Below are 19,961 nucleotides of genomic sequence, written 5' to 3' on the forward strand. Positions count from 1 at the left end.
CAGGCTATCATCGGCGAAGTTTGGTTGAAACTAAGATGCACTGCATTAAATTATTAGGAGATAAACTCAGCGCAAGGAGTTTTGGTAGCCAAGTCAATGAGATCCATGCACGTGTAGCAGTCCTTAACAGATTTACGGAATTAGGTCGACCACTTACCCAAGTTACGCCTTAAATTTGGCTCAATTCGGGGCGCTTTGCATTTCAAAACTTTGTGCAACAAAGCCATTCCAGACTGAAGCAGCACACGCTTACCCACCTCAATAGATTTCAAGCCATCACGGGTATTTTGCATTTTATTTAGAGGAATTAACGAGACTATAATTTCAGTACCATTTGAAGATTTAGCAATTAAGGTATTAAGTTTTTTCAATTTTCACCAGTTTTTTTCATATATTCCAACAAGGAATAAATATTTAATCAATAATTTTTAGTCATTAAAAAAGCACTGTTCAGTGCTTTTTTATATTTAATGCTTCTTATAAAGCAACAATATTTACAGCATTTGGGCCTTTTTGACCTTGCTCTATGCTGAATGACACTTGTTGCCCTTCATGCAATGTTTTGAAGCCTGAACTAGCGATTTCGCGAAAGTGAGCAAAAACATCTGGACCAGATTCTTGTTGAATGAAACCAAAGCCTTTAGTTTCATTAAACCATTTTACTGTACCGGTAACTGTAGTAGACATAATATATCCTGCTGAATTTTAATAATTTTAGTCAAAAATAAATGACTAGATGTAACTTTGAAAATAATAAAAGTGGAGCTTAAGATCTGAAACAACGGAGGATTATGACTAAAACTGCGATACTTAAAGAAGATTTACTAAACATTACTTTTTTCTAGTTACGCCAAGTATACATGAAAAAAATAAATATTCAAGTTATTTATAGCTGTCATAAATTTTAATTATATTAGGTGTTTCCTGCAATCAATTGAAACGTCCTTAAAAATAGTAGTTGTAGCATCTAAAAAAAAGCCCTAGTCGTGTGCTGAGCCTTAGAATAGCTTGAACCAAAATATTGAGGCTAGAGGTGAAATTTCAAACGTTTCGCATAAGGTGTACTATGGGTTCATTCTGGATAAATAAAATAGCCTTTAAAGAAAGTTTTTTAGGATCAATAATGAATAATAAAGTTAGATTAATCTTTTGCATCGCCCTACTCTCAAATTTGGGAGCATGTGTTGGCAATATGAACCCTACAGGCGGCAATAGTAGGCCTGATTATCCCTATTACATCACGACACAACCAATGATCGTGAAAAAGATCAATGTACCTATAGGCACAAAACTAGAATATGAAGAACAACATTTTAAATCAGGCCAACAAGATTCATTACTGAACGAAAAAAAACTCATCAGGATTTTCTTCCCAGAAGATCAATCAATGAATTGGGCTGGTGTACCCATTGGTTTTATTCACAAATATTTTAACTCAGAAATGAAAGGCTTCAGCGTTTATGCACGCTTCAACCAACTCCCTAGCAATAAGCAGACACGATTTTCTCAACTTTGGCAGAAATGTAGTGATGACTTAGGCATTCGTGTTAAAAATACGGATGATTGGACATTCAATCTCAATAATATCGCCGATATCGATAGTTGTAGTGTGAATTATCAACGATACTTTAAAGATAACGTCCAACAACAACATTATCTTGATCAGCTTTACCAAGAAATGCAAAAAGCAGGAACAGTGAAATAGCTCTTGGGTATTCAAATAATCACAACTATACAAAATCCTCCATACTTAAGATTTTTAATACTCACAAAGCACTGTTTTGATTTAACTTAAATAAAGATAAAGCGCCACACGGCGCTCTATCTAGACTTATGCTGAGGATAATATATTAAATCAAAGTTGTGTGTTTCATTCTTTACAACATAATACTTAATGAATTGAAAAAATTATTCCAAAAGCTCTCTATTATGTGTACATGAGTGAAACGGATTTCGAAAAGAGGACAGCCATCCTAGTGCGCTGAACCCTAGAATGGCCTTGCTGAGAATATTGATCCTAATTGTATAGTTTCAAGTGTTTAACTTAAAAATTAACCCATTTATTTAAGTTGAGCTTAAAACTAGTTAAAAGCCTTCCAAAACGATTTTTCCTTTCGCTCGGCCAGTTTCAATCAGTTCATGAGCAAGTTTTAAATTTTTCGCATTAATTTTGCCTAAAGTTTGATTCAGCGTGGTTTTAATTTTGTGGTTATCTACTAGTTCTGCAACCTGATGTAAGAGCTGAGATTGTTGTTCAATATCTGTTGTATTGAACATTGAACGTGTAAACATGAACTCCCAATGCACAGAAACAGACTTAGACTTAAACTCACTGATATCTAGTGATTTCGGATCATCAATTAAGCCAAACTTACCTTGTGGAGCAATAAGCTTAGAAATTTGAGGAAGATACGTGTGTGTTTGATTAGTTGAAAAAATATATCGAGGTGCATCTAAACCCAATGCTTTGATTTGCGTGTTTAAATCTTCTGTATGATCGATGACATAGTCAGCCCCTAAAGACTTAACCCATGCTTTAGTCTCTTCCCTCGATGCTGTAGCAATAACTTTTAAATTTGTCTTCGCTTTGAGTAATTGAATCGCAATAGACCCTACACCGCCAGCGCCTCCAATCACTAAAATATTATCAAATTTGTCTAAATCAACATTGAAACGATCAAATAACATTTCCCACGCCGTAATAGCAGTTAATGGCAGTGCAGCAGCTTCAGCATCACTCAGGCTTTGAGGTTTTAAACTAACAATACGCTCATCGACTGCTTGATATTCAGCATTACTCCCATCCCGAGTTAAATCACCCGCATACCAGACCTGATCTCCGACTTTAAAGTGTTGCACGCCAGAACCGACTTCAACAATCTCACCCACTGCATCCCACCCCAAAATACGCGTATTGCCTGCTACGACAGGATTTCGTCTAACCTTAGTATCGACAGGATTAACCGAGATCGCTTTGATTCTAACCAACAAATCCCGATCTTTTAAGCTCGGCATCGTTTTTTCAATATCTACCAGTGGATTTTGAAATCCATGATCCATACCGTCAATATAAGAAATAGCCTTCATTCACTTATCCTCTTGTTTTGTTATTTGAGTTTACTTAATATTCTTTTTTAAGTTATACAGACAAATTCGTCTTATAGTTACCAAAAGGATACTATTGAAATGGGTAAGCTAAAACATTCGCGTTTTGATTGCACACCAGGATGTTCTGTTGAAGCTGCCATAGGCTTACTTGATGGTAAATGGAAGAGTATTATCTTGTGGCATTTATTAGAAGACGACGTTTTAAGGTTTAATGAACTGAGAAAGAAAATTCCAAATGTCACTCAAAAAATGCTCACTAGACAATTACGTGAACTTGAAGAGGATCAACTGATTCTACGAAAGGTTTATGCCGTTGTTCCTCCTAAAGTAGAATATCGATTATCAACACTCGGCACTTCTTTAGCCCCTATTTTGGTTGCATTAAAACAATGGGGGGATAAAAATATTGGTTTATTTGGGAAACCCATTATGCCTTTAGAATCAGAATAAGACTTAAACCTGTTTTAAGTCACTTAAAGTCAATTGTTTTCTAGAAATACTGTACTTTCATGACTTACACACCATTCCAGTGACTTGTATAAAAATTACGTTCTTAGAAACAGCTATGTATAAAATTAACTAGCCATAAAAAAAGCCTAATCTGTGAAGACTAGGCTATAAACTTTGAATCTTTTTTCGTTGGTAGCGGGAGCTGGATTTGAACCAACGACCTTCGGGTTATGAGCCCGACGAGCTACCAGACTGCTCCATCCCGCATCAACGAGTTAGCTTTATACGCCCTAAGCACCCACAAAGCAAACTTTATTTGTAATATAAGCAGTTATTACATAAGCAGCATACAAAATACTAGTGCTTAGCCAATGCTTGCTTCAGTGATAAAAGCGGGATGTGAGGCTCTATAGACGCTTAATCTTGTTTTTTCACTGTCTAAAAATGACTTAGGCTCTTCAGACCATATTGATTTCCTAGAATCAAGACCCGAATGACTTAAAGCCCAATCTGAAACTGTACTATAAACAAAAGTATTATCAGCGAAAACTAATTTTGTCTTCCTTCCTACACTACTTATAAGAACTTTATGTGTAGGTAATGATCCAAATGTACTAATTTGGGTGTAAATGTATTTATAGGTTTCAGACATAGAAAAAAGTACTTAAAGGACAGCGCTACTATACCATTTTAACTCTTGAAAAAGCCCACCATTTGGCGAGCTTTTTCTTACTGATCTTTATCCATGGAATGTGGCGTTGTAGTTTTATCCTGCTCTTTCGTATCTGTATCTCTTTTTTGGCATGCCGTTAATCCCAGCATTAAAACTAAACTTACTATTGCAAATATTTTCATCATTTTTGCCTAGCACGATTTAAAAATATAACTTATCAAAATCTAAAGATTTCAATGTTGAATTTATGAAACAACCCCATTCTCTTTCTTTACAGATGAGACGCTTAGCGATTTAGAGCTTTATGTGCCCAATGAATGAATTTGTCCTTTTCATGGAAATGTGGAATATTTAATAAATGAATATGAGTAACCTCACCGAAATTACCTGAAATTTTATTCGGTGCCAAAACAACAAAATCCCTCTTATCCCCTACATGTAACTCCCTAAAGAATTCCATAACTTTAAAATGAAGATTCAGAGCAGTGAATCCTTCTCTTTCAATTAGAAAGTCATAGATTTGGCTGAGTACATGTAATTCAAATTTTTTGTTCATGATCTTTTATTCTCATAATTATTTTAACAATCGGTATAATTTAACCTAATTTTATTTTTTGTTAAAGCAGATAAAAAACCCAACCTCTGGAGAATCAATAGAGCTGGGTTAATGAAACATCATTGTTGAATTTTATTTTATTCTTGAAATCGATTTTAACGTACAAAATCATTTGGTGCAAATGATTCTCAATTACAATATAATGGTTTCAAATATGCCTACCTAAAGATATACAATTATCTACATCACCTATCAAACAGTGGGCTTACGATATAGATTAAGCAAAGAGAGTACGGGTATTGGGAGGTAGTTACCATTCACAGATACCTCTCCCCCATCTTTTCTGTGCTGTTCCCAGTATTCGATTAATAATAAAGCTGCTTGTTTAATGGCAGATGGATATTCCGATCCAAAATTATCTGTAATGTAATTTTTAATTATAGCGTTAGCAGCAACAATAAAGCTTTTTAATGAAACATCATTGCTATCATCGGCATAGTGTAAGTGACGCTTCACTTCATGTAAGTCAACAATACTCATAGATCACTCCATTTTTCCGAGTCAGCTTTTACACTTTCATCACTAAACTCGTTCCTAGAGTCTTTTACGGTGTCATAGCAAATATCACAATTTCACCTCATTCCTATTCTCATATTGATTACTTGGCATTGAAATCCCTTTATCTAGGGATTTTTCTACTATTCTTAATAAGTCCTTCAAAAAATTTCTTATAGATCAATTAGGGTCTGTTGACATTTCAAGTATAGAATTTACCCGATAAAGGTAGCCAAATAAATATACAAGCTAATGCAACTGCCCCCTCATAGCTACACTTTAGCTTATCATATCGTGTTGCTATTCCTCTGAACTGCTTTAACCTACAAAATGCATTCTCAACTAAGTGTCTGATTTTATATAAATACCAATCCATATGATCATTATTTGACTGAGTATTTGATTTTCTTGGAATATTCGCTTTAGTTTTTTTCACAGATATTTGTTCTCTTAATGATTCAGAGTCATATCCTTTGTCTGCACAACATACTTCCGTTTCACTCAAATCAAGTTTTTCAATCATTTTGGGAGCAATCTTGACATCATGTATCGTTCCATCGGAGATAATAATTTCGATTGGATTACCATCCGCATCAACAGCTAAGTGTATTTTAGAACTATTTCCACCAATGCTTTTAGAAATATCCTGATCTTTTATTCCAGCAGAATGTTGGTGTGCCCGAACATGACTAGCATCAATAAAAACCCATTCCATATCAGCATTTGAAGAAATTAATTTAAATATTTTCATTAACTTATCATTTTTACACCAACGATTATATTTTTTAAAGATTGAGTTATACGAACCAAATTCTTTAGGCAAATCACGCCATGGGCAGCCTGTTCTTATTCTATAAAGTATTGCTTCGACAAAATTTCTCAAATTAGATTTGGAATAGATATCAAAATTTCGGAAAATAGAAAGTAACTTAGACCAGTGTTGATCATTCAGCATTGTACGAGGCATAGCGAGAAGTAAATTTGGTTTGGCGATTAAATTTTACTTTCTCGCTATTTTTTTGAACAGAAAATGTCAACAGGCCCTAATATTTGTTCATATATTTTTTAAATAAGCCATTCACCGCCTAAAGATAATGCGCGTATGACGCCTGAACAACCGAATAGTAAATAAGCTGCCATTAAAAAACCCGCTAACTGAAGCGGGTTTTTTAATTCACAATATTCTTAGATTACTGTGATAGAGCTTGCTTGAGGGCCTTTCTTGCCAGCTACAATCGTAAACTGAACACGTTGACCTTCATTCAACACTTTGAAACCGTTTGATTGGATTTCGCTAAAGTGTGCAAAAACGTCTTCTCCAGTATCGCTAGAAATAAAACCAAAGCCTTTAGTTTCATTAAACCACTTAACGGTACCAGTTGTAATGTTTGACATAAATATTCTCTTAAATTTTGAAAAATATAAGAATTAATCTTTTAAATCATATACATCGGATAAACCGCAGAGTTGAATCAATTGCGAAATAACTTTAGTAAATACAATAAAATAAATAATTCTAATACACTATCACTATAAGCTTTTTAGCGTGCAATAGATAGACCTTAACATATTATTTTATTGCTACCACCCAACCCCACATGAAATGCTTTTTCATCCATATTGATAAGAAAATCTTCACTAAAAGCGAATAAAGCTTATTTGCCCACTTCTAGCTAATTTTTCTTTCCTAAAATCAACTCAACTTGATGAGTAACATCCCATATTTTCATTTCTGCATGTCGCCAAAAATTAAAGACTTGATCGCCCTTAACATACTTTTGCTTGATATAGCTCGATGATTTATTTTGATCTATCTCTTTTGCATTAAATCGCATCTTATTTAAAATCACTACTTGACCATCCAAGTCACCACCAATACAGATATTCATATTGTTCTACCTGCTAAGTAACAATTAAACTATAGTGTATAGCACAAATAAAGAAGCCTACTCTTTGATAAGCTTTTGAGGCTCATTGCCGAGCCTTTGGCTGTACTCCATAACTCTTATTCATAGTTCATCGAAAATTAGAAACATCATTTTGATATCTTTGCACGACGGTCACGTCCAAGGATGACTTGTAATGACAAAATAAGATCTATCCTATCTCTCAAGTATGAAGTTTTACTGTGCTATGAAAAAGCCACTTATAAAGTGGCTTTTTCTATTAGGAATTTGTCCCGTCCTGAAATAAGTTTACACCTTTAAGAGGCTTATTTTATGGAACATGAACGAGAACAAAGAGTTAAACGTACACAAGGTGATTATAGCTTTGCCTTTAAAATGATGGTTGTACATGAAGTAGAAAAAGGGCAAATTACTTATAAACAAGCTCAGGCAAAATATGGTATTCAAGGAAGATCAACTGTGCTGGTATGGTTACGCAAGCACGGACAACAGGACTGGACTTCGAATATGCCGCCTTCTTCTAAACGCCAATTAACACCCCAACAACGAATCCGCCAATTAGAAAAGCAGTTAGCCGCAGAAAAGCTTAAAACTGAATTTATTCAGGATGTGATTTATCACATTGATAAAGAATGTGGGACTGATCTTGGAAAAAAGTATACCGAGCACGTTTCAAAGATTGGCAAAGCCAAAGAGGACTAAGCGTTTCACGTTATTGTCAGTGGTTGGGAATCACCCGACAAGCTTATTATCAAGCAGAAAAACGTGCTCAAATGACTGCACAAGCAACTGAACAAATACTTGAGTTGGTTATGGAATATCGTTGTCTCATGCCAAGTATCGGAACACGTAAGTTGTATTGGCTTATTAAAGGCAAATTGTTGCAGCGTGGTTTAAAGTGTGGACGGGATCAGTTATTTAAAATATTGAAAGAGCATAATTTATTGATTCGCCCCAAGCGTCGCTATACAAAAACTACGGATAGCAAGCATTGGATGAAGAAGCATCCAAATTTATTAAAGGATTATTCAGCAGTGCAAGCCAACGAAGTCTTTGTTAGTGATATTACTTATGTTGAGAGTGCTGAAGGCGTACATTATTTATCATTGGTGACAGATGCTTATACCCGTCAGATTAAAGGTTATAAGTTATCGAATGATATGCGTGCGGAGAATGTTATGCAGGCTCTACATATGGCGATGCAGCATGTGACGGATCGAGCGACTAGGATGATTCATCATTCAGACAGAGGCTCTCAGTATTGCTCTGAGCTATATCAATCGGCATTGCACCATTATGGGATATGTCCTTCCATGACAGATGGATACCTTGCGAAACAGTGTTTCTCATATCAAAATGCATTAGCAGAGCGGATTAATGGAATATTAAAGCAGGAGTTTTTAACTACACGATGTCAAACCATGAAGGAGTTAGATCACTTAATTACGGAATCTATCATGATTTATAATTGCTATAGACCACATTTAAGTTTAAATATGAACACCCCGAATCAGATGTATGAGCAAACTAAAACCGAGCTAATTGCTTAACTCGGTTTGAAGTGGAATACTGTCAATCTATTTCAGGACAAGACAATTAGATGCTCTTTTAAAGTTGTCATCATTACTACAGTAATCCAAGCAATCTTTTAAAATGCCTACGGCTCTATATATGTGTTCAGGTTTATCTAAAAAAACTTGACCGTTATTTTGCACTTCCAATCCTGCCCGCTCTAACTCTTTTTTTCGATAGTCATCAATTGCTACTGCAAACTGAATGGTTGGTCTCTTACGATTTACATCATATCTAAATAACCAGCGATTATTTTTATTCTGAAACAGCACGCTAAAATAGCTTTCTGTGTCTTTAGCCACCAATTCAACTTCAGGAAAGAGCTCTGTCACAATACGACTTAACTCCTGTTCATCAACAGTAGTCACAATTCTTTCATTTTCAGAGTTAACAATGTCAGCTAGCGTTGAGCTTTCGGACACAATCTCAATAGTCTCCTCTACTTTTTGTTCAACTGGCTGGGCAGTAATAATTGTAGGCGAGGATAGTCCTTTAACAACGGTATCACTAATTGACTGCTCAACAGCTTGTTTTACAAAAGGCTGAATTGACTCTAAAAATTTAGTGTTTAATTGACGAGGAATACTTGCTTGTTGAGCCACATAGCGAACAAAATCAATATCAACTTCATTAATACTTCTTTTTATTACAGTTTTAAACTGCTGGATATATTGATTTTCTTCAGCAAAAAAGCGTAGCTTTTCTACATGAAAATTATCATGTTTAAACTCAGCTAGCTGTGTCAAATCCTCGGCTTTATTCTTCGTAAAATCAACTGTTAAAAATGGCTTATCATCCATCACATTTGGATTAATTAAATCAGTAAAAAATCTCCATTCTTTACCATTTGTGATCGCGCCAATCGTCACCCCTAAACTACTATTAAAATATCTAGATAGCTGCGGAGCATGATTCGTTAAATTAGCAACATAAGGTTTTGCTTCAATAAACATTACAGGTTGCCCATTACAGTAAAGGGCATAATCAACTCTTTCTGTAGATTTCACACCTGGAAAATCAGCTGCAAATTCTGCAAGCACCTTGGTCGGGTCATAAGGGCTAAAACCTAAAATATCTAATAGAGGAAGGATTAAAGCCTGCTTAGTTGTTTCTTCTGTAGTACAGTGGCCCCCTACTTTTTTCACATGCTCAATATGGCTTCTTAGTCTATTAATAAAATTTTCCATATTCCCCTCATTATTATTACAAGTATATTTTTTGATCTAATTTTAGATCTTAACCCTTTTACTTTATTTTTCAAATATTAATTTAAATTTGTTTTTAGAATCTCATTACAGTCTATTCGTTGGACTATTTTCTGTTTGATTTATTAAAAAAAGAAGTTCAAAAAATGGAAGAATCATAAGTTAAGTTCTCCTCAATCTATTACACTAATTTTGCGCCATCCGTCATAATAAAACAGATAACAGGCTGAATAATATTCATTATTCTTAATAATCGAACCCACCTGCCATCGGAACAACAATCAAATGATTTGACAGTTGATACCGACCAATATACATATAAATTCATCACTTTTTCGACCGACATAGTATACTGCACCTGCTGTTTCGGCTCACCTTTTATCATGTGTTCTCTGTTTATGAATAAAAAGCTGTTTCTTTCTTCTGGTTTAAAAACACTAAGTGTCTTGGCCATATCTATAGGCTTAACCGCCTGCGGTGATCGTTCATGGTGGACAGATGATGAGCCTAAGCTCAATGCTGAACAAATCGCACGCATCATTCCCGGACGCGTAAATGACCGTCGTTCATGGGCTGAAGATATTTACGATATTTCAGAGCAGTTTGGTATTCCTCAAAATAAAGAGAATATGTGTTCGATCATTGCCGTGGTTGATCAAGAGTCTAACTTTGTTGCAGATCCACAAGTTTATGGTTTAGGTGAAAAAGCGGTTAAAGAAGTCCAAGATCGTTTAGATGAAAAATTTAAAGATAAGCTCGGCGATGCTATCGGTGGCACGATTGCGGGCTATTTCCAACAGGTCTTAAAAGAACAGCCAAGCCCTGAAGATAACTATTTAAGTCAAATGCGCCGCGTTAAAACAGAACGTGAACTGGATGAACTGTACCGTAAAATTTTTGACTATATGTCAAAGCACTATCACGTCAGTGCACTCACAGGTGCAGCCAAACTTGTCGGTCAGGACGTAGGTGAAAAAATGAACCCGATTACCACGTTGGGTTCAATGCAAGTGCATATCGGTTATGCCAAAGACAATAAACGTGAAGGTGGCAGTATGGCTGACTTACGTACCGACCTTTATAGCCAATATGGTGGTCTGTACTACGGCATTCACCGACTAATGATGTACCCTGCTGACTATGACAAACCGCTCTACCGTTTCGCCGACTATAACTCAGGCATGTACTCAAGTCGAAATGCCGCTTTCCAAAGTATGTTGAATGACTTAACTGAAGCAGAACTTGATTTAGACGGTGACTTGTTACTTTATGGCAAAGATGGCTCACCAAAATCTGCAAAGAGTCAATCAGAGCGTGAACTCATCAGTGTTTTTGCTCAGCACAATATTTTGGTTACTCCACGTCAAATTCGCTCTGACCTGAAAAAAGAGAAAGAGAAGAAATTTGAAGATACAGCAACCTATCGCGCTGTGGCTAAACTGTATCAAGAAGTCACTAAAAAAGAACCTTTCTATGCCATGATGCCAGAAGTCGTCATTTCTGGCCCAAAGCTCAGCCGTGACTATAATACCAACTGGTTTGCCACTCGTGTCAATGGACGTTATCAAACATGCATGCAACGTGCAAAGCGCATAAAAATCTAGCCTTATTTGACTTTGATGGCACCCTGTATGACAAAGACAGTTTTACGGGGTTCATCTTCTACGTACACTCGAAACGGCATATTGCCCTACAAGGCTTAAAAGTACTGCCTTATATTCAAAGTTATTATTTGGGTTTTTATCCTGCGCATCATATGCGCTCTAAACTCTTCCATGCGATGTTTAAGCAAGCTGAAGTGAGCGAAATTGACGCTTATGCAAAACGCTATGCAGAACTCTTAATCAAAGGACTTAACCCCGCACTCTATAGCCAACTGAAACAACACCAAAGTTTGGGTGATGATGTGGTTTTGGTCTCTGCTTCAATTGATATCTATTTAAAATATGTGTGTGAAATACTCTCAATTGATCTGATCTGTACCCAAGTTGAACAAGACCAGCAACGCTATACAGGGCGCTATCTGACTGCTGACTGTAGCTGTGAGTACAAAGCTCAACGTATCCAAGAAAAATATGAGCTAGATAATTACCATGCCGTTTATGCTTATGGAAATAGCATTGAAGATAAACAAATGTTGTCTTTGGCTGATTTTAGCTACTTGGTAGGGACAGATTTAAGTCTTCCTGACTTGTCAAATACATCAAATAATCGTCAAATAAGCTAATTATTAAGTGTAGGTTAATAATTAGCCATGTTAAATTTTTAAAAATATTTATTATTAAAATTCAGTATGTTTTATTTACCAAAAAATATATTTATGATAAATTTTGCCTAATAAAAATATTTTGAGAACCATTCCACTTAAATTATAAAAAGGCATCAGTATGGAACAGTTATCTCCACCCAAGTATGTCAAAGGTCTTTCAATCAAATTTGGTGAAAGCCCCTTTGTATTATTGGCGCAGTTCGCTTTTAATGCTTCAAAACAAAAATGGTTAAAACACGAAATTGAACATGTGCTCAATATCGCCAAACAAGGTGATTACCATCATCTGGTAAAGACCTTACGTCAATTTAGTAAATAACAAAAAAAGCCACTTCAAATGAAGTGGCTTTTTTACTTACTTTTTAAAGGGAAATGCATATTTCACAATACGTTTGATGACGCTACCATACTGTTTTACTAAGCTGGCATTGTTATAGTTAATGCCATACTTTTCACACACTGCTTGTACTTTCGGCGCCATTTTACGGTAACGACGCGCGGGTACGTCTGGGTATAAGTGATGCTCAATTTGATGACTTAAGTGCCCTGTCAAAATATGGAATGCTTCTGAACCAGTTAAATTCGACGAACCACGAATTTGGCGCATGTACCAGTGACCACGGCTTTCATTTTCCAGTACTTTTTTCGGGAAAACTTCCACGTCTTTGGTGAAGTGACCACAAAAAATCACACTAAATGTCCACATGTTACGAATACCATTTGCAACCAAATTTCCCGTAAAGACAGGCAATGCCGCAGGTCCTGCAATGAGTGGGAAAAACACATAATCTTTAAACAATTGTTTACCAATTTTGCGCTGCATAGGTTTCCATTCAGCTAAAGTCTGTGCTTTGCTTTTACGTCCCTTGAAGTATTTGCCTAATTCCAAGTTTTGGATGGCAACCCCCCATTGGAACAACAAACAAAATGGAATGCTATAAATCGGTTGGAATAAAAAGCCCGGTTTCCAACGTTGTTCTGGGAATAATCGAAGCAGACCATAGCCAATGTCATCATCCATCCCTTTAATATTGGTATAGGTATGATGCTTGTAGTTATGAGTCTGACGCCAATTGTCTGCTGTACCTACGATGTCCCACTCATAGTTTTGACCATTAAACTTAGGGTCATTCATCCAGTCATATTGACCGTGCATCACGTTATGACCTAATTCCATGTTTTCCATGATTTTGGCAAAACTCAGTAAACCCGTGCCCAGCACCCATGCAGGTGGAAACCAACCTGCAAATAAACATGCACGACCTGCGATAGATGCATAACGCACCGCTGCATAGACTCGACGAATATATTGCGCATCTTTCTCGCCAATATCATCCAGTACTTCTTGCTTGATGGCATCTAGCTCACGTGCAAGTTCATCTAACTCAAATGTCGTTAACTCACGATTCTTCGGGTTTTTAAAATATTCAACTTTAACAGGCATATTCATTGTATTTATTCCCCTTATAAATCGACAATAAGATCGGTTTGTGCCGTATTGACACAGATTTTTAGAAAATTTCCAGGCTCAGAATTTTGTGCACCATTGACCAAGTTTTTGGTCGAACCTTCCACTTTGTTACAGGCACATTTATTACAGATTCCCATACGGCAGCCATGTTGAGGTTTCACATTTTGCTGTTCCAAACTTGCAAGAATGGATTGGCCTTTTGGAATGCTTAAAATTTTCTTCGACTTTGTTAAGGTAATATTCACAAAACCAACATCATCATTTGCAAATGGACTCATGCTAAACGCTTCAGTTTTTAAGGTGTTGGCATGAGTGAAAAGCTGCTCAACCGTAGCCACAAACCCTGAAGGGCCGCATGCATATACCGTTGCATTTTCAATCTGATCCAATCCAGACATATGGTTTTGGTTTAAACGCTCACCTTCATCTGACTCTTGGGTATAAAACATGCTGAATGTGAAGTTTGAGTATTGTGCTGCCAACTGTTCAAAATAGGCTTTGAAAGCTGCATCAGTATGTTTTTTCACCCAATACATCAAATGTACAGGCTGCTTTTTAAGCTTGGCGGTCTTTTCTAAACATTTCAGTAAACTCAGCATGGGGGTAATACCACTGCCCGCAGCAAGTAAAATTAGCTGTTGATCATTTACAGTCAATTGCATATCGCCATAAGGCTGGCCGAATTCTAAAACATCGCCGATTTGAGCCTGCTCACATAGCCAATGACTTGCCTTACCTTGGTCTACCATTTTTACATTCAGTAAGACATGTTGCGCATCAATCTGGGTCAAACTATAGGTACGTTCATAACGTACGCCTTGAACCACGACATATACAGGATGGTGTTGCCCCGCTTGCCCCATTTGAAAATGACGATTGGTTTGCAGCGTTAAACTCACCATATCGTGTGCAACTTGCTCTTTTTTTACCACTTTACCCAAAGCTTGGTGTATCGACCAAAGTGGGTTGATTTTTTGAAGCCAAAAGTTAGCTGTGTGTCGGTCTATAACACTCTCAGCATACTCAGTTAAAGGAGATTTAGTTTTTTCAAGGATCTGCATAGTAAAGGACCACGCCATAGATTTTGAATTATTATACACATGTATATATATTTGTATATATACTCTGATTGTTTCGTTTCGTTTCACAATGCCGACCAGTGGGGCTATAATGAACCGATTGATTTAATTGCTTGATAAATATGACACCGACCACCATTCAAACCCATACAACCAACACAGAGCATGAAGCTTCAAAAAAACATGCACCAGTGCTTGCACGTAGTGTTGGTCGAAAAGCAACGATTACAAAAGATGAACTGTTTCAAGCTGCTTTAAATTTGATTGGTCCTGAAAAAAGTATTGCATCCCTGAGCTTGCGTGAAGTCGCACGTGAAGCAGGCATTGCACCGAATAGTTTTTATCGTCATTTTAAAGATACCGATGAACTAGCTATCGAGTTGATTGAACGTGCAGGTGTTGTGCTACGCCAAATTTTGCATGAAGCACGGATTAAGGCCATTCGCCAAGAAAGTATTATTCGTAGCTCAGTCGAAGTTTTTATTGAACAACTCGATGCGGATGATGGCAACTTAAGCCTACTATTACGCGAAGCATATACCGGTTCAGCATCTTATAAAAATGCGGTCGAAAGACAGTTGAATTATTTCCAGCAAGAACTCAAAGATGATTTAATTCGTTTAGAACGTTTAAATAACAGCAAACTCTTCCACCCTGAATTGGTGTCCATGGCAATCACCCAATTGGTCTTCAATATGGGTGCCAAAGTGATTGATATGCCAAGTGTAGAGCGTAAAAAAATGGCTGAACAAACCATGATCATGATTCGCATGATTTTGGAAGGCTCACGCCATTTGGATGAAGCGATGATTCGCTAATCTGTGATTACACCCAACAGATTCGCTGAAATATCTTCTTATTTGTTTCCCTGTTGCTCTTTAATGAGCTGGTGCACAAATTCTGCGGTCTGTTTCGGTTGTTCTAGCGGAAACATATGCCCACCTTCAAGCAAGCTATAGTCAATCGCATAGGTTTTTTTCATCCCTTGGGGTAAAACTTGCTTATAGAAATGGCTATCTTTTGCAGTCAACACATGAATCGGCATATCAGGTGCTTTGCGTGGGGTACGCCACCACCATGCAGGCACAGTCCTGAAGATCTCTGCTTCAGTATGTTTGGGAATGGTTAGTGTCACTCCATTTCGAATCGGATCACTTTTTAAACCGCACTCTATAAAGTCCGCAAAACACTGTTCATCAAAATCTTTAAAAATACGATTCAGTCTGAGCGCCTGACTGGCCTGTTCTATACTTTCCCAATGATCACGCCGCTTGACGGTCACCGCAGCTGGGGTAAGTTTTTCAATAGACTTTGATCCTAGCTTTTGTAACGCTTCAAATAAAAAGGCCTTGGAACCAATCACAAACGGTGGATCCATGATAATCACTTGAGAAAACAACTGTGGTTTTTTATAAGCCGCCATAAGCGTAAGTAAAGAACCAAAAGAATGCCCTAAACCAATCACTTGTTGCCGTGGAAACTGCTGCTCAATATCTGAAATAACTTGGTCCACCAACGCTTCCCAACGGTATTCCACAGGATAGTGCGGATCTAGACCAATCATCGGGATCGCTTTGACATCAAAATCTTTATTTAAAAATTGGAAAAATTTTTGATAGCTGCCCGAGGGAATGCCGTTTGCATGGGTAAAGTGTAAGGCTGGTTTGCTCATGTCATTCAAATCTATTTTTATAGCCTATTTACCATAATCGTTTTTTAATCTAAACAAAATGACGCAGGATGAACCCTAAGTCATGAACTTTGATCACTTCCGCCAATTTTTAAAAATATTCCGTGATAGATCTGAGATCACTTTGCAGAAACAGTTAAGTTCTGATTAGCTAAAAAAGTAGCGCCACAGTTGGTTTTGTCTCCTGCAATCACCACAGCACGTCCCAAGACCGTTGTACTCTGATCTGCTGCTATCGCAGAAACCACCATTCGACACTTAGGACAAAAGTGCTTCATTCCATTTAAATGCACAGCAATACCGTTGATCACAAAACTATTTTCACACTCAGTGACTATGCCACCATGTGTTGTTTTTGAACCGATTGTTACTAGAGCTTTAGACATAATTTATTGTTCGATACATTAGAGTTTTAATGGCGAAAATTCTAGCATAAGCAAGCGCTTAAAATTTCAATGGATTACTTTTCAAATACAACTTAAACATCCCTTTTTTAAGGATCCATTAAAAAAAGCACCCGAAGGTGCTTTCATATAGCGATTCGAATTATGGTTTAACCACAACCATCACTTGAATTGCTTCTGGTGTAACCGATAGGCCATCTAGCAAACCAAGACCTTCTTTTTGCAGTTTTTGTAGACGTGAAATTTCATCTTCACGAATACTCGGATTAAACTGCTTTAAGTAAGTCAGGCGGTCAATTTCGTATTGCCACTTGCTACCGTAGACTTCTTTCGCTTGTTGCACAAAGCTTGGTAAAGCCGCACGTGCAAGCTCTAATGCTTGTACATAACGCTGCTCAATCACTTCACGGCGTGCTTTCACGACTTGACGACAGCTATTACCATCCAAATGATGCAAGTATGGTTTTAAGATTTCAGGGGCAATTTTCTGCGACAGGTCTTGACCCTTTTCACTCAGCAAGACGCGAACCAGCTGCTGCGGTAAGCTTGAAGGTAAATTCAATGCTTTCGGCGCAACCACATCGACCTTAAACCACACTTCTAACAATACTGAACCTTGCGGTAAAGCAGCTGACTTCAACACTGCAACGTTGGTACTACCAAAACCTTGAGTGTTGATCATTTCCATTACGCTTTCAGTAAATGGATGCTCAAGAGTTAAATACTGAGCATCTTCACGTATCTGAGCTTGATCGCGGTAGAAGGTCGCAGTCATGCCTTCTTCGTCCAAGGTTAAACCTTGAACTTGCATTTGATCGGTTGGTTTAATGATGACTGTACCGTTGCTTTGCTCGTCAAAATCAATGTTTGTCGACGCCATAAAGCGCTTCATAAACATTGGCAAAGTGGTGTTGTCATCATAAGACTCAAGCGCTTGTACAATTTCTTGCGCCACAATTGGACGACAAGAGTTGTATTCAAGTAAACGGTCACGACCTGATTGTAACTCTGCTTCTAGGGCTTCACGTTGTACGCTAACTGCTTCGAGTAAGTCATCAAACTGCTGACCTTTATCTGCCAGTAAGCAATCTTTCAATTCAACAATAAAGTTTTCTTGTAAAGTTTGCGCAGTTGGAGAGATATTACTGAAAATATTTAATGCTTCGTTATACCAACGGAACATGCGTTCTTGCGCTGTGCCAATTAGATATGGCACATGAATTTGAATCCGGTTTTCTTGACCAATACGATCCAAACGACCAATACGTTGTTCAAGTACATCTGGGTTTGCAGGCAAATCAAATAAAATCAGATCTGATGCAAACTGAAAGTTACGACCTTCAGAACCAATTTCAGAGCACAGTAAAATTTGTGCACCATAAGACTCTTCGGCAAAGTAAGCCGAGGCTTGGTCACGCTCAAGTAAACTCATGCCTTCATGGAACATCGCGGTACGAATACCTGCATGTAAGCGGAGTACATTTTCAAGTGCTTCAACCACTGGACCACTACGTGCAATCAGCAACACTTTTTTGTGTTTTAAGTCTGTACGTAGTTTTTCCATGAGCCACATGACACGTGGGTCAGCTTCCATCCAAGCACCGTCAAGTTGTGCTTCTTCTGGCCACATTTGTTCACGTAATTTACCGTCTTTAGACCAGTTTTCTGGGGCAGGCAAAGGTGCCGGTTGACAGTCACGACCTGGGAAGCCTTGAATAGCTTCACGGGTGTTGCGGAACAAAATACGCCCTGTACCATGACGGTCTAAAAGCTCATGAATAGCACGGAAGCGTTGTTCAGGTGCATCTTCAATGCGGTGCCCCAACAAACCTTCAAGCGCTGTCAAATGCCCTTCTTCAAGTGGCATATCTGACATGAGCACTTCAGCAATTTTTGCAGTTTGTTGATACTGGGTTTCTTCATCCAAGAAACGATCTAGCGAACTAAAACGCTGTGGGTCAAGTAAACGTAAACGTGCAAAGTGACTTTCCACACCCAGCTGTTCTGGAGTTGCCGTTAACAGTAAAACACCCGGAGTTTTTTCTGCTAGCTCTTCGATCAAGTCATAGCGGTCATTGCCACCGTCTTCTTCATTCCACATCAAGTGATGCGCTTCATCGACCACCAACAGATCAAAACCAGCTTCTAGGGCTTGTTCACGCAAGTCATCATGGTCAATCATCAAATCGATTGACGCAATAATGCATTGTTCAGTTAAGAATGGATTCAGTTCAGGGTCATGTTCTTTGATTGAAGCCGTACGGGTTAAATCAAATAATGAGAAGTTCAAATTGAAACGACGACGCATTTCAATCATCCACTGATATTGCAGTGAATCAGGTACCAAAATTAGAATGCGTTCTGAACGGCCTGTTTTAAGCTGTTGATGGATGATTAATCCAGCTTCAATGGTTTTACCTAAGCCCACTTCATCGGCTAAAAGGACACGGGGTGCAAAACGTTGACCCACTTCGTGTGCAATATACAACTGATGAGGAATCAGACCGACACGTGAACCGACCATACCGCGTAAAGGGCTCGACTTCATATTGGCTTGCATCAGCATCGCTTCAATACGTAAGTCGTACCATTCTTTATAGTCAATTTGACTTGCCAATAAGCGATCAAGCGGTTTAGACAGCTGAATTTGAGCACCAATACGAGTCTCATTCAGTGATTTACGTTCTTCCGTGTCATCTTCTAAGCGACGAACAACGTTATAACGCACCACACCATGACGGTCTTCATGTGATTCAACCGTCCACTTGGTGCCTTCTTGATCTTGTAATTCATCGTTCACGTTAAAAATGATACGTGATAAAGGTGCATTATTCCGTGCATAAACACGTGTTTCATCACTTTTAGGGAATAAGATGCTGACAGATCGCTCATCTACATCAATAAGAACTCCTAGACCTAGTTCCGTTTCAGTATCTGATAACCAACGTTGACCAATAGCAAACTGCTGCAATTTTTCCACCTTTATCTACAAGTTAGGACTGCAAATTTAATGCTCAAACAT

22 protein-coding genes, 1 tRNA gene and 1 pseudogene are annotated in these 19,961 nt (G+C 37.7%); 8 read left to right on the forward strand and 16 right to left on the reverse strand.

Features of this window, described 5'->3' with window-relative positions; translation table 11 throughout:
* Positions 1-173, forward strand: a pseudogene (locus F986_RS17810) (IS5/IS1182 family transposase); the annotation flags it as partial.
* On the opposite strand, the gene F986_RS18555 reads toward F986_RS17810, so the two are convergent.
* Positions 141-371 carry a hypothetical protein gene (locus tag F986_RS18555; protein ID WP_017397251.1) on the reverse strand — a complete coding sequence of 77 codons (231 nt, stop codon included), beginning with the start codon at positions 369-371 and terminating at the stop codon, positions 141-143. The pseudogene F986_RS17810 and the gene F986_RS18555 overlap by 33 nt on opposite strands.
* Positions 372-477: 106 nt before the next feature.
* Positions 478-687: a cold-shock protein gene (locus tag F986_RS07025; protein ID WP_004693506.1), complete on the reverse strand. Its 210-nt coding sequence runs from the start codon at positions 685-687 to the stop codon at positions 478-480.
* A gap of 436 nt (positions 688-1,123) precedes the next feature.
* On the opposite strand from F986_RS07025, the gene F986_RS07030 reads away from it, so the two are divergent.
* Positions 1,124-1,705, forward strand: a complete 582-nt coding sequence (locus F986_RS07030) for a hypothetical protein (protein WP_004693507.1) — start codon at positions 1,124-1,126, stop codon at positions 1,703-1,705.
* A gap of 380 nt (positions 1,706-2,085) precedes the next feature.
* On the opposite strand, the gene F986_RS07035 is transcribed toward F986_RS07030, so the two are convergent.
* Positions 2,086-3,087: a zinc-binding alcohol dehydrogenase family protein gene (locus F986_RS07035; protein ID WP_004693509.1), complete on the reverse strand. Its 1,002-nt coding sequence runs from the start codon at positions 3,085-3,087 to the stop codon at positions 2,086-2,088.
* A 99-nt stretch (positions 3,088-3,186) separates the two neighbouring features.
* Between F986_RS07035 and F986_RS07040 the strand changes: the two genes are divergently transcribed.
* Positions 3,187-3,558: a winged helix-turn-helix transcriptional regulator gene (locus F986_RS07040; protein ID WP_004693511.1), complete on the forward strand. Its 372-nt coding sequence runs from the start codon at positions 3,187-3,189 to the stop codon at positions 3,556-3,558.
* A gap of 190 nt (positions 3,559-3,748) precedes the next feature.
* Here F986_RS07040 and F986_RS07045 read toward each other — a convergent pair.
* From F986_RS07045 to F986_RS07070, 7 genes are all read right to left on the reverse strand, one after another.
* Positions 3,749-3,825: transfer RNA gene (locus F986_RS07045), tRNA-Met, on the reverse strand.
* 462 nt (positions 3,826-4,287) lie between these two features.
* Positions 4,288-4,413, reverse strand: a complete 126-nt coding sequence (locus F986_RS18560; RefSeq protein ID WP_017397253.1) for a hypothetical protein — start codon at positions 4,411-4,413, stop codon at positions 4,288-4,290.
* Positions 4,414-4,517: 104 nt separating this feature from the next.
* On the reverse strand, positions 4,518-4,787 hold the full coding sequence (locus tag F986_RS07050) for a hypothetical protein (RefSeq protein WP_004693514.1): 270 nt from the start codon (positions 4,785-4,787) through the stop codon (positions 4,518-4,520).
* A 252-nt stretch (positions 4,788-5,039) separates the two neighbouring features.
* Complete coding sequence (locus F986_RS07055) at positions 5,040-5,327, reverse strand: head-tail connector protein (protein WP_004693515.1); 288 nt, start codon at positions 5,325-5,327, stop codon at positions 5,040-5,042.
* A 217-nt stretch (positions 5,328-5,544) separates the two neighbouring features.
* On the reverse strand, positions 5,545-6,309 hold the full coding sequence (locus tag F986_RS07060; protein ID WP_004693281.1) for an IS5 family transposase: 765 nt from the start codon (positions 6,307-6,309) through the stop codon (positions 5,545-5,547).
* A 218-nt stretch (positions 6,310-6,527) separates the two neighbouring features.
* Positions 6,528-6,737, reverse strand: coding sequence for a cold-shock protein (locus F986_RS07065; RefSeq protein ID WP_004693516.1), 210 nt, complete (start codon positions 6,735-6,737; stop codon positions 6,528-6,530).
* A 278-nt stretch (positions 6,738-7,015) separates the two neighbouring features.
* Positions 7,016-7,231 carry a hypothetical protein gene (locus F986_RS07070; RefSeq protein WP_004693517.1) on the reverse strand — a complete coding sequence of 72 codons (216 nt, stop codon included), beginning with the start codon at positions 7,229-7,231 and terminating at the stop codon, positions 7,016-7,018.
* Between the two features lie 330 nt (positions 7,232-7,561).
* On the opposite strand from F986_RS07070, the gene F986_RS17820 reads away from it, so the two are divergent.
* Positions 7,562-8,799, forward strand: a protein-coding gene (locus F986_RS17820) for an IS3 family transposase (RefSeq protein WP_115613872.1) whose coding sequence is annotated in 2 segments (ribosomal slippage) — positions 7,562-7,898 and positions 7,898-8,799 — 1,239 coding nt in all. Because the reading frame shifts where the segments join, the coding sequence is not laid out codon by codon here.
* Positions 8,800-8,826: 27 nt separating this feature from the next.
* On the opposite strand, the gene F986_RS07085 is transcribed toward F986_RS17820, so the two are convergent.
* On the reverse strand, positions 8,827-10,008 hold the full coding sequence (locus F986_RS07085; RefSeq protein WP_004693519.1) for a type I restriction endonuclease: 1,182 nt from the start codon (positions 10,006-10,008) through the stop codon (positions 8,827-8,829).
* Positions 10,009-10,424: 416 nt separating this feature from the next.
* On the opposite strand from F986_RS07085, the gene F986_RS07090 reads away from it, so the two are divergent.
* The 3 genes from F986_RS07090 to F986_RS07100 all read left to right on the forward strand — a co-directional run bounded on the left by F986_RS07090 (position 10,425) and on the right by F986_RS07100 (position 12,614).
* Positions 10,425-11,630, forward strand: coding sequence for a DUF1615 family protein (locus tag F986_RS07090; protein ID WP_004693521.1), 1,206 nt, complete (start codon positions 10,425-10,427; stop codon positions 11,628-11,630).
* Entirely contained in the window at positions 11,597-12,253 is a 657-nt protein-coding gene (locus tag F986_RS07095; protein ID WP_004693522.1) for an HAD family hydrolase, read from the forward strand. The genes F986_RS07090 and F986_RS07095 overlap by 34 nt, the downstream gene beginning before the upstream one ends.
* A 160-nt stretch (positions 12,254-12,413) precedes the next feature.
* Positions 12,414-12,614 (forward strand): hypothetical protein, encoded by a 201-nt coding sequence (locus F986_RS07100; protein ID WP_004693524.1) that lies wholly within the window; start codon positions 12,414-12,416, stop codon positions 12,612-12,614.
* Between the two features lie 36 nt (positions 12,615-12,650).
* Here F986_RS07100 and F986_RS07105 read toward each other — a convergent pair whose 3' ends face one another.
* Both F986_RS07105 and F986_RS07110 read right to left on the reverse strand, forming a co-directional pair.
* A complete protein-coding gene (locus tag F986_RS07105; protein WP_004693525.1) occupies positions 12,651-13,745 on the reverse strand; it encodes a fatty acid desaturase family protein in 1,095 nt (364 codons plus the stop codon).
* Positions 13,746-13,759: 14 nt separating this feature from the next.
* Entirely contained in the window at positions 13,760-14,827 is a 1,068-nt protein-coding gene (locus F986_RS07110; protein ID WP_017397054.1) for a ferredoxin reductase, read from the reverse strand.
* A gap of 140 nt (positions 14,828-14,967) precedes the next feature.
* On the opposite strand from F986_RS07110, the gene fabR reads away from it, so the two are divergent.
* Entirely contained in the window at positions 14,968-15,663 is a 696-nt protein-coding gene (gene fabR, locus F986_RS07115) for an HTH-type transcriptional repressor FabR (RefSeq protein ID WP_004693528.1), read from the forward strand.
* Between the two features lie 38 nt (positions 15,664-15,701).
* Here the strand turns inward: fabR and F986_RS07120 are convergent, their stop codons facing one another.
* The 3 genes from F986_RS07120 to rapA all read right to left on the reverse strand — a co-directional run bounded on the left by F986_RS07120 (position 15,702) and on the right by rapA (position 19,919).
* Positions 15,702-16,517 (reverse strand): alpha/beta fold hydrolase, encoded by an 816-nt coding sequence (locus F986_RS07120; protein WP_004693529.1) that lies wholly within the window; start codon positions 16,515-16,517, stop codon positions 15,702-15,704.
* Between the two features lie 137 nt (positions 16,518-16,654).
* Positions 16,655-16,921 (reverse strand): PAAR domain-containing protein, encoded by a 267-nt coding sequence (locus tag F986_RS07125; protein ID WP_004693532.1) that lies wholly within the window; start codon positions 16,919-16,921, stop codon positions 16,655-16,657.
* Positions 16,922-17,081: 160 nt separating this feature from the next.
* The gene (gene rapA, locus F986_RS07130) at positions 17,082-19,919 is read right to left on the reverse strand and encodes an RNA polymerase-associated protein RapA (RefSeq protein WP_017397052.1); all 2,838 of its coding nucleotides are present in this window, start codon (positions 19,917-19,919) and stop codon (positions 17,082-17,084) included.
* Positions 19,920-19,961 lie beyond the last annotated feature (42 nt).

Source organism: Acinetobacter johnsonii CIP 64.6 (assembly GCF_000368045.1).
GTDB lineage: Bacteria > Pseudomonadota > Gammaproteobacteria > Pseudomonadales > Moraxellaceae > Acinetobacter > Acinetobacter johnsonii.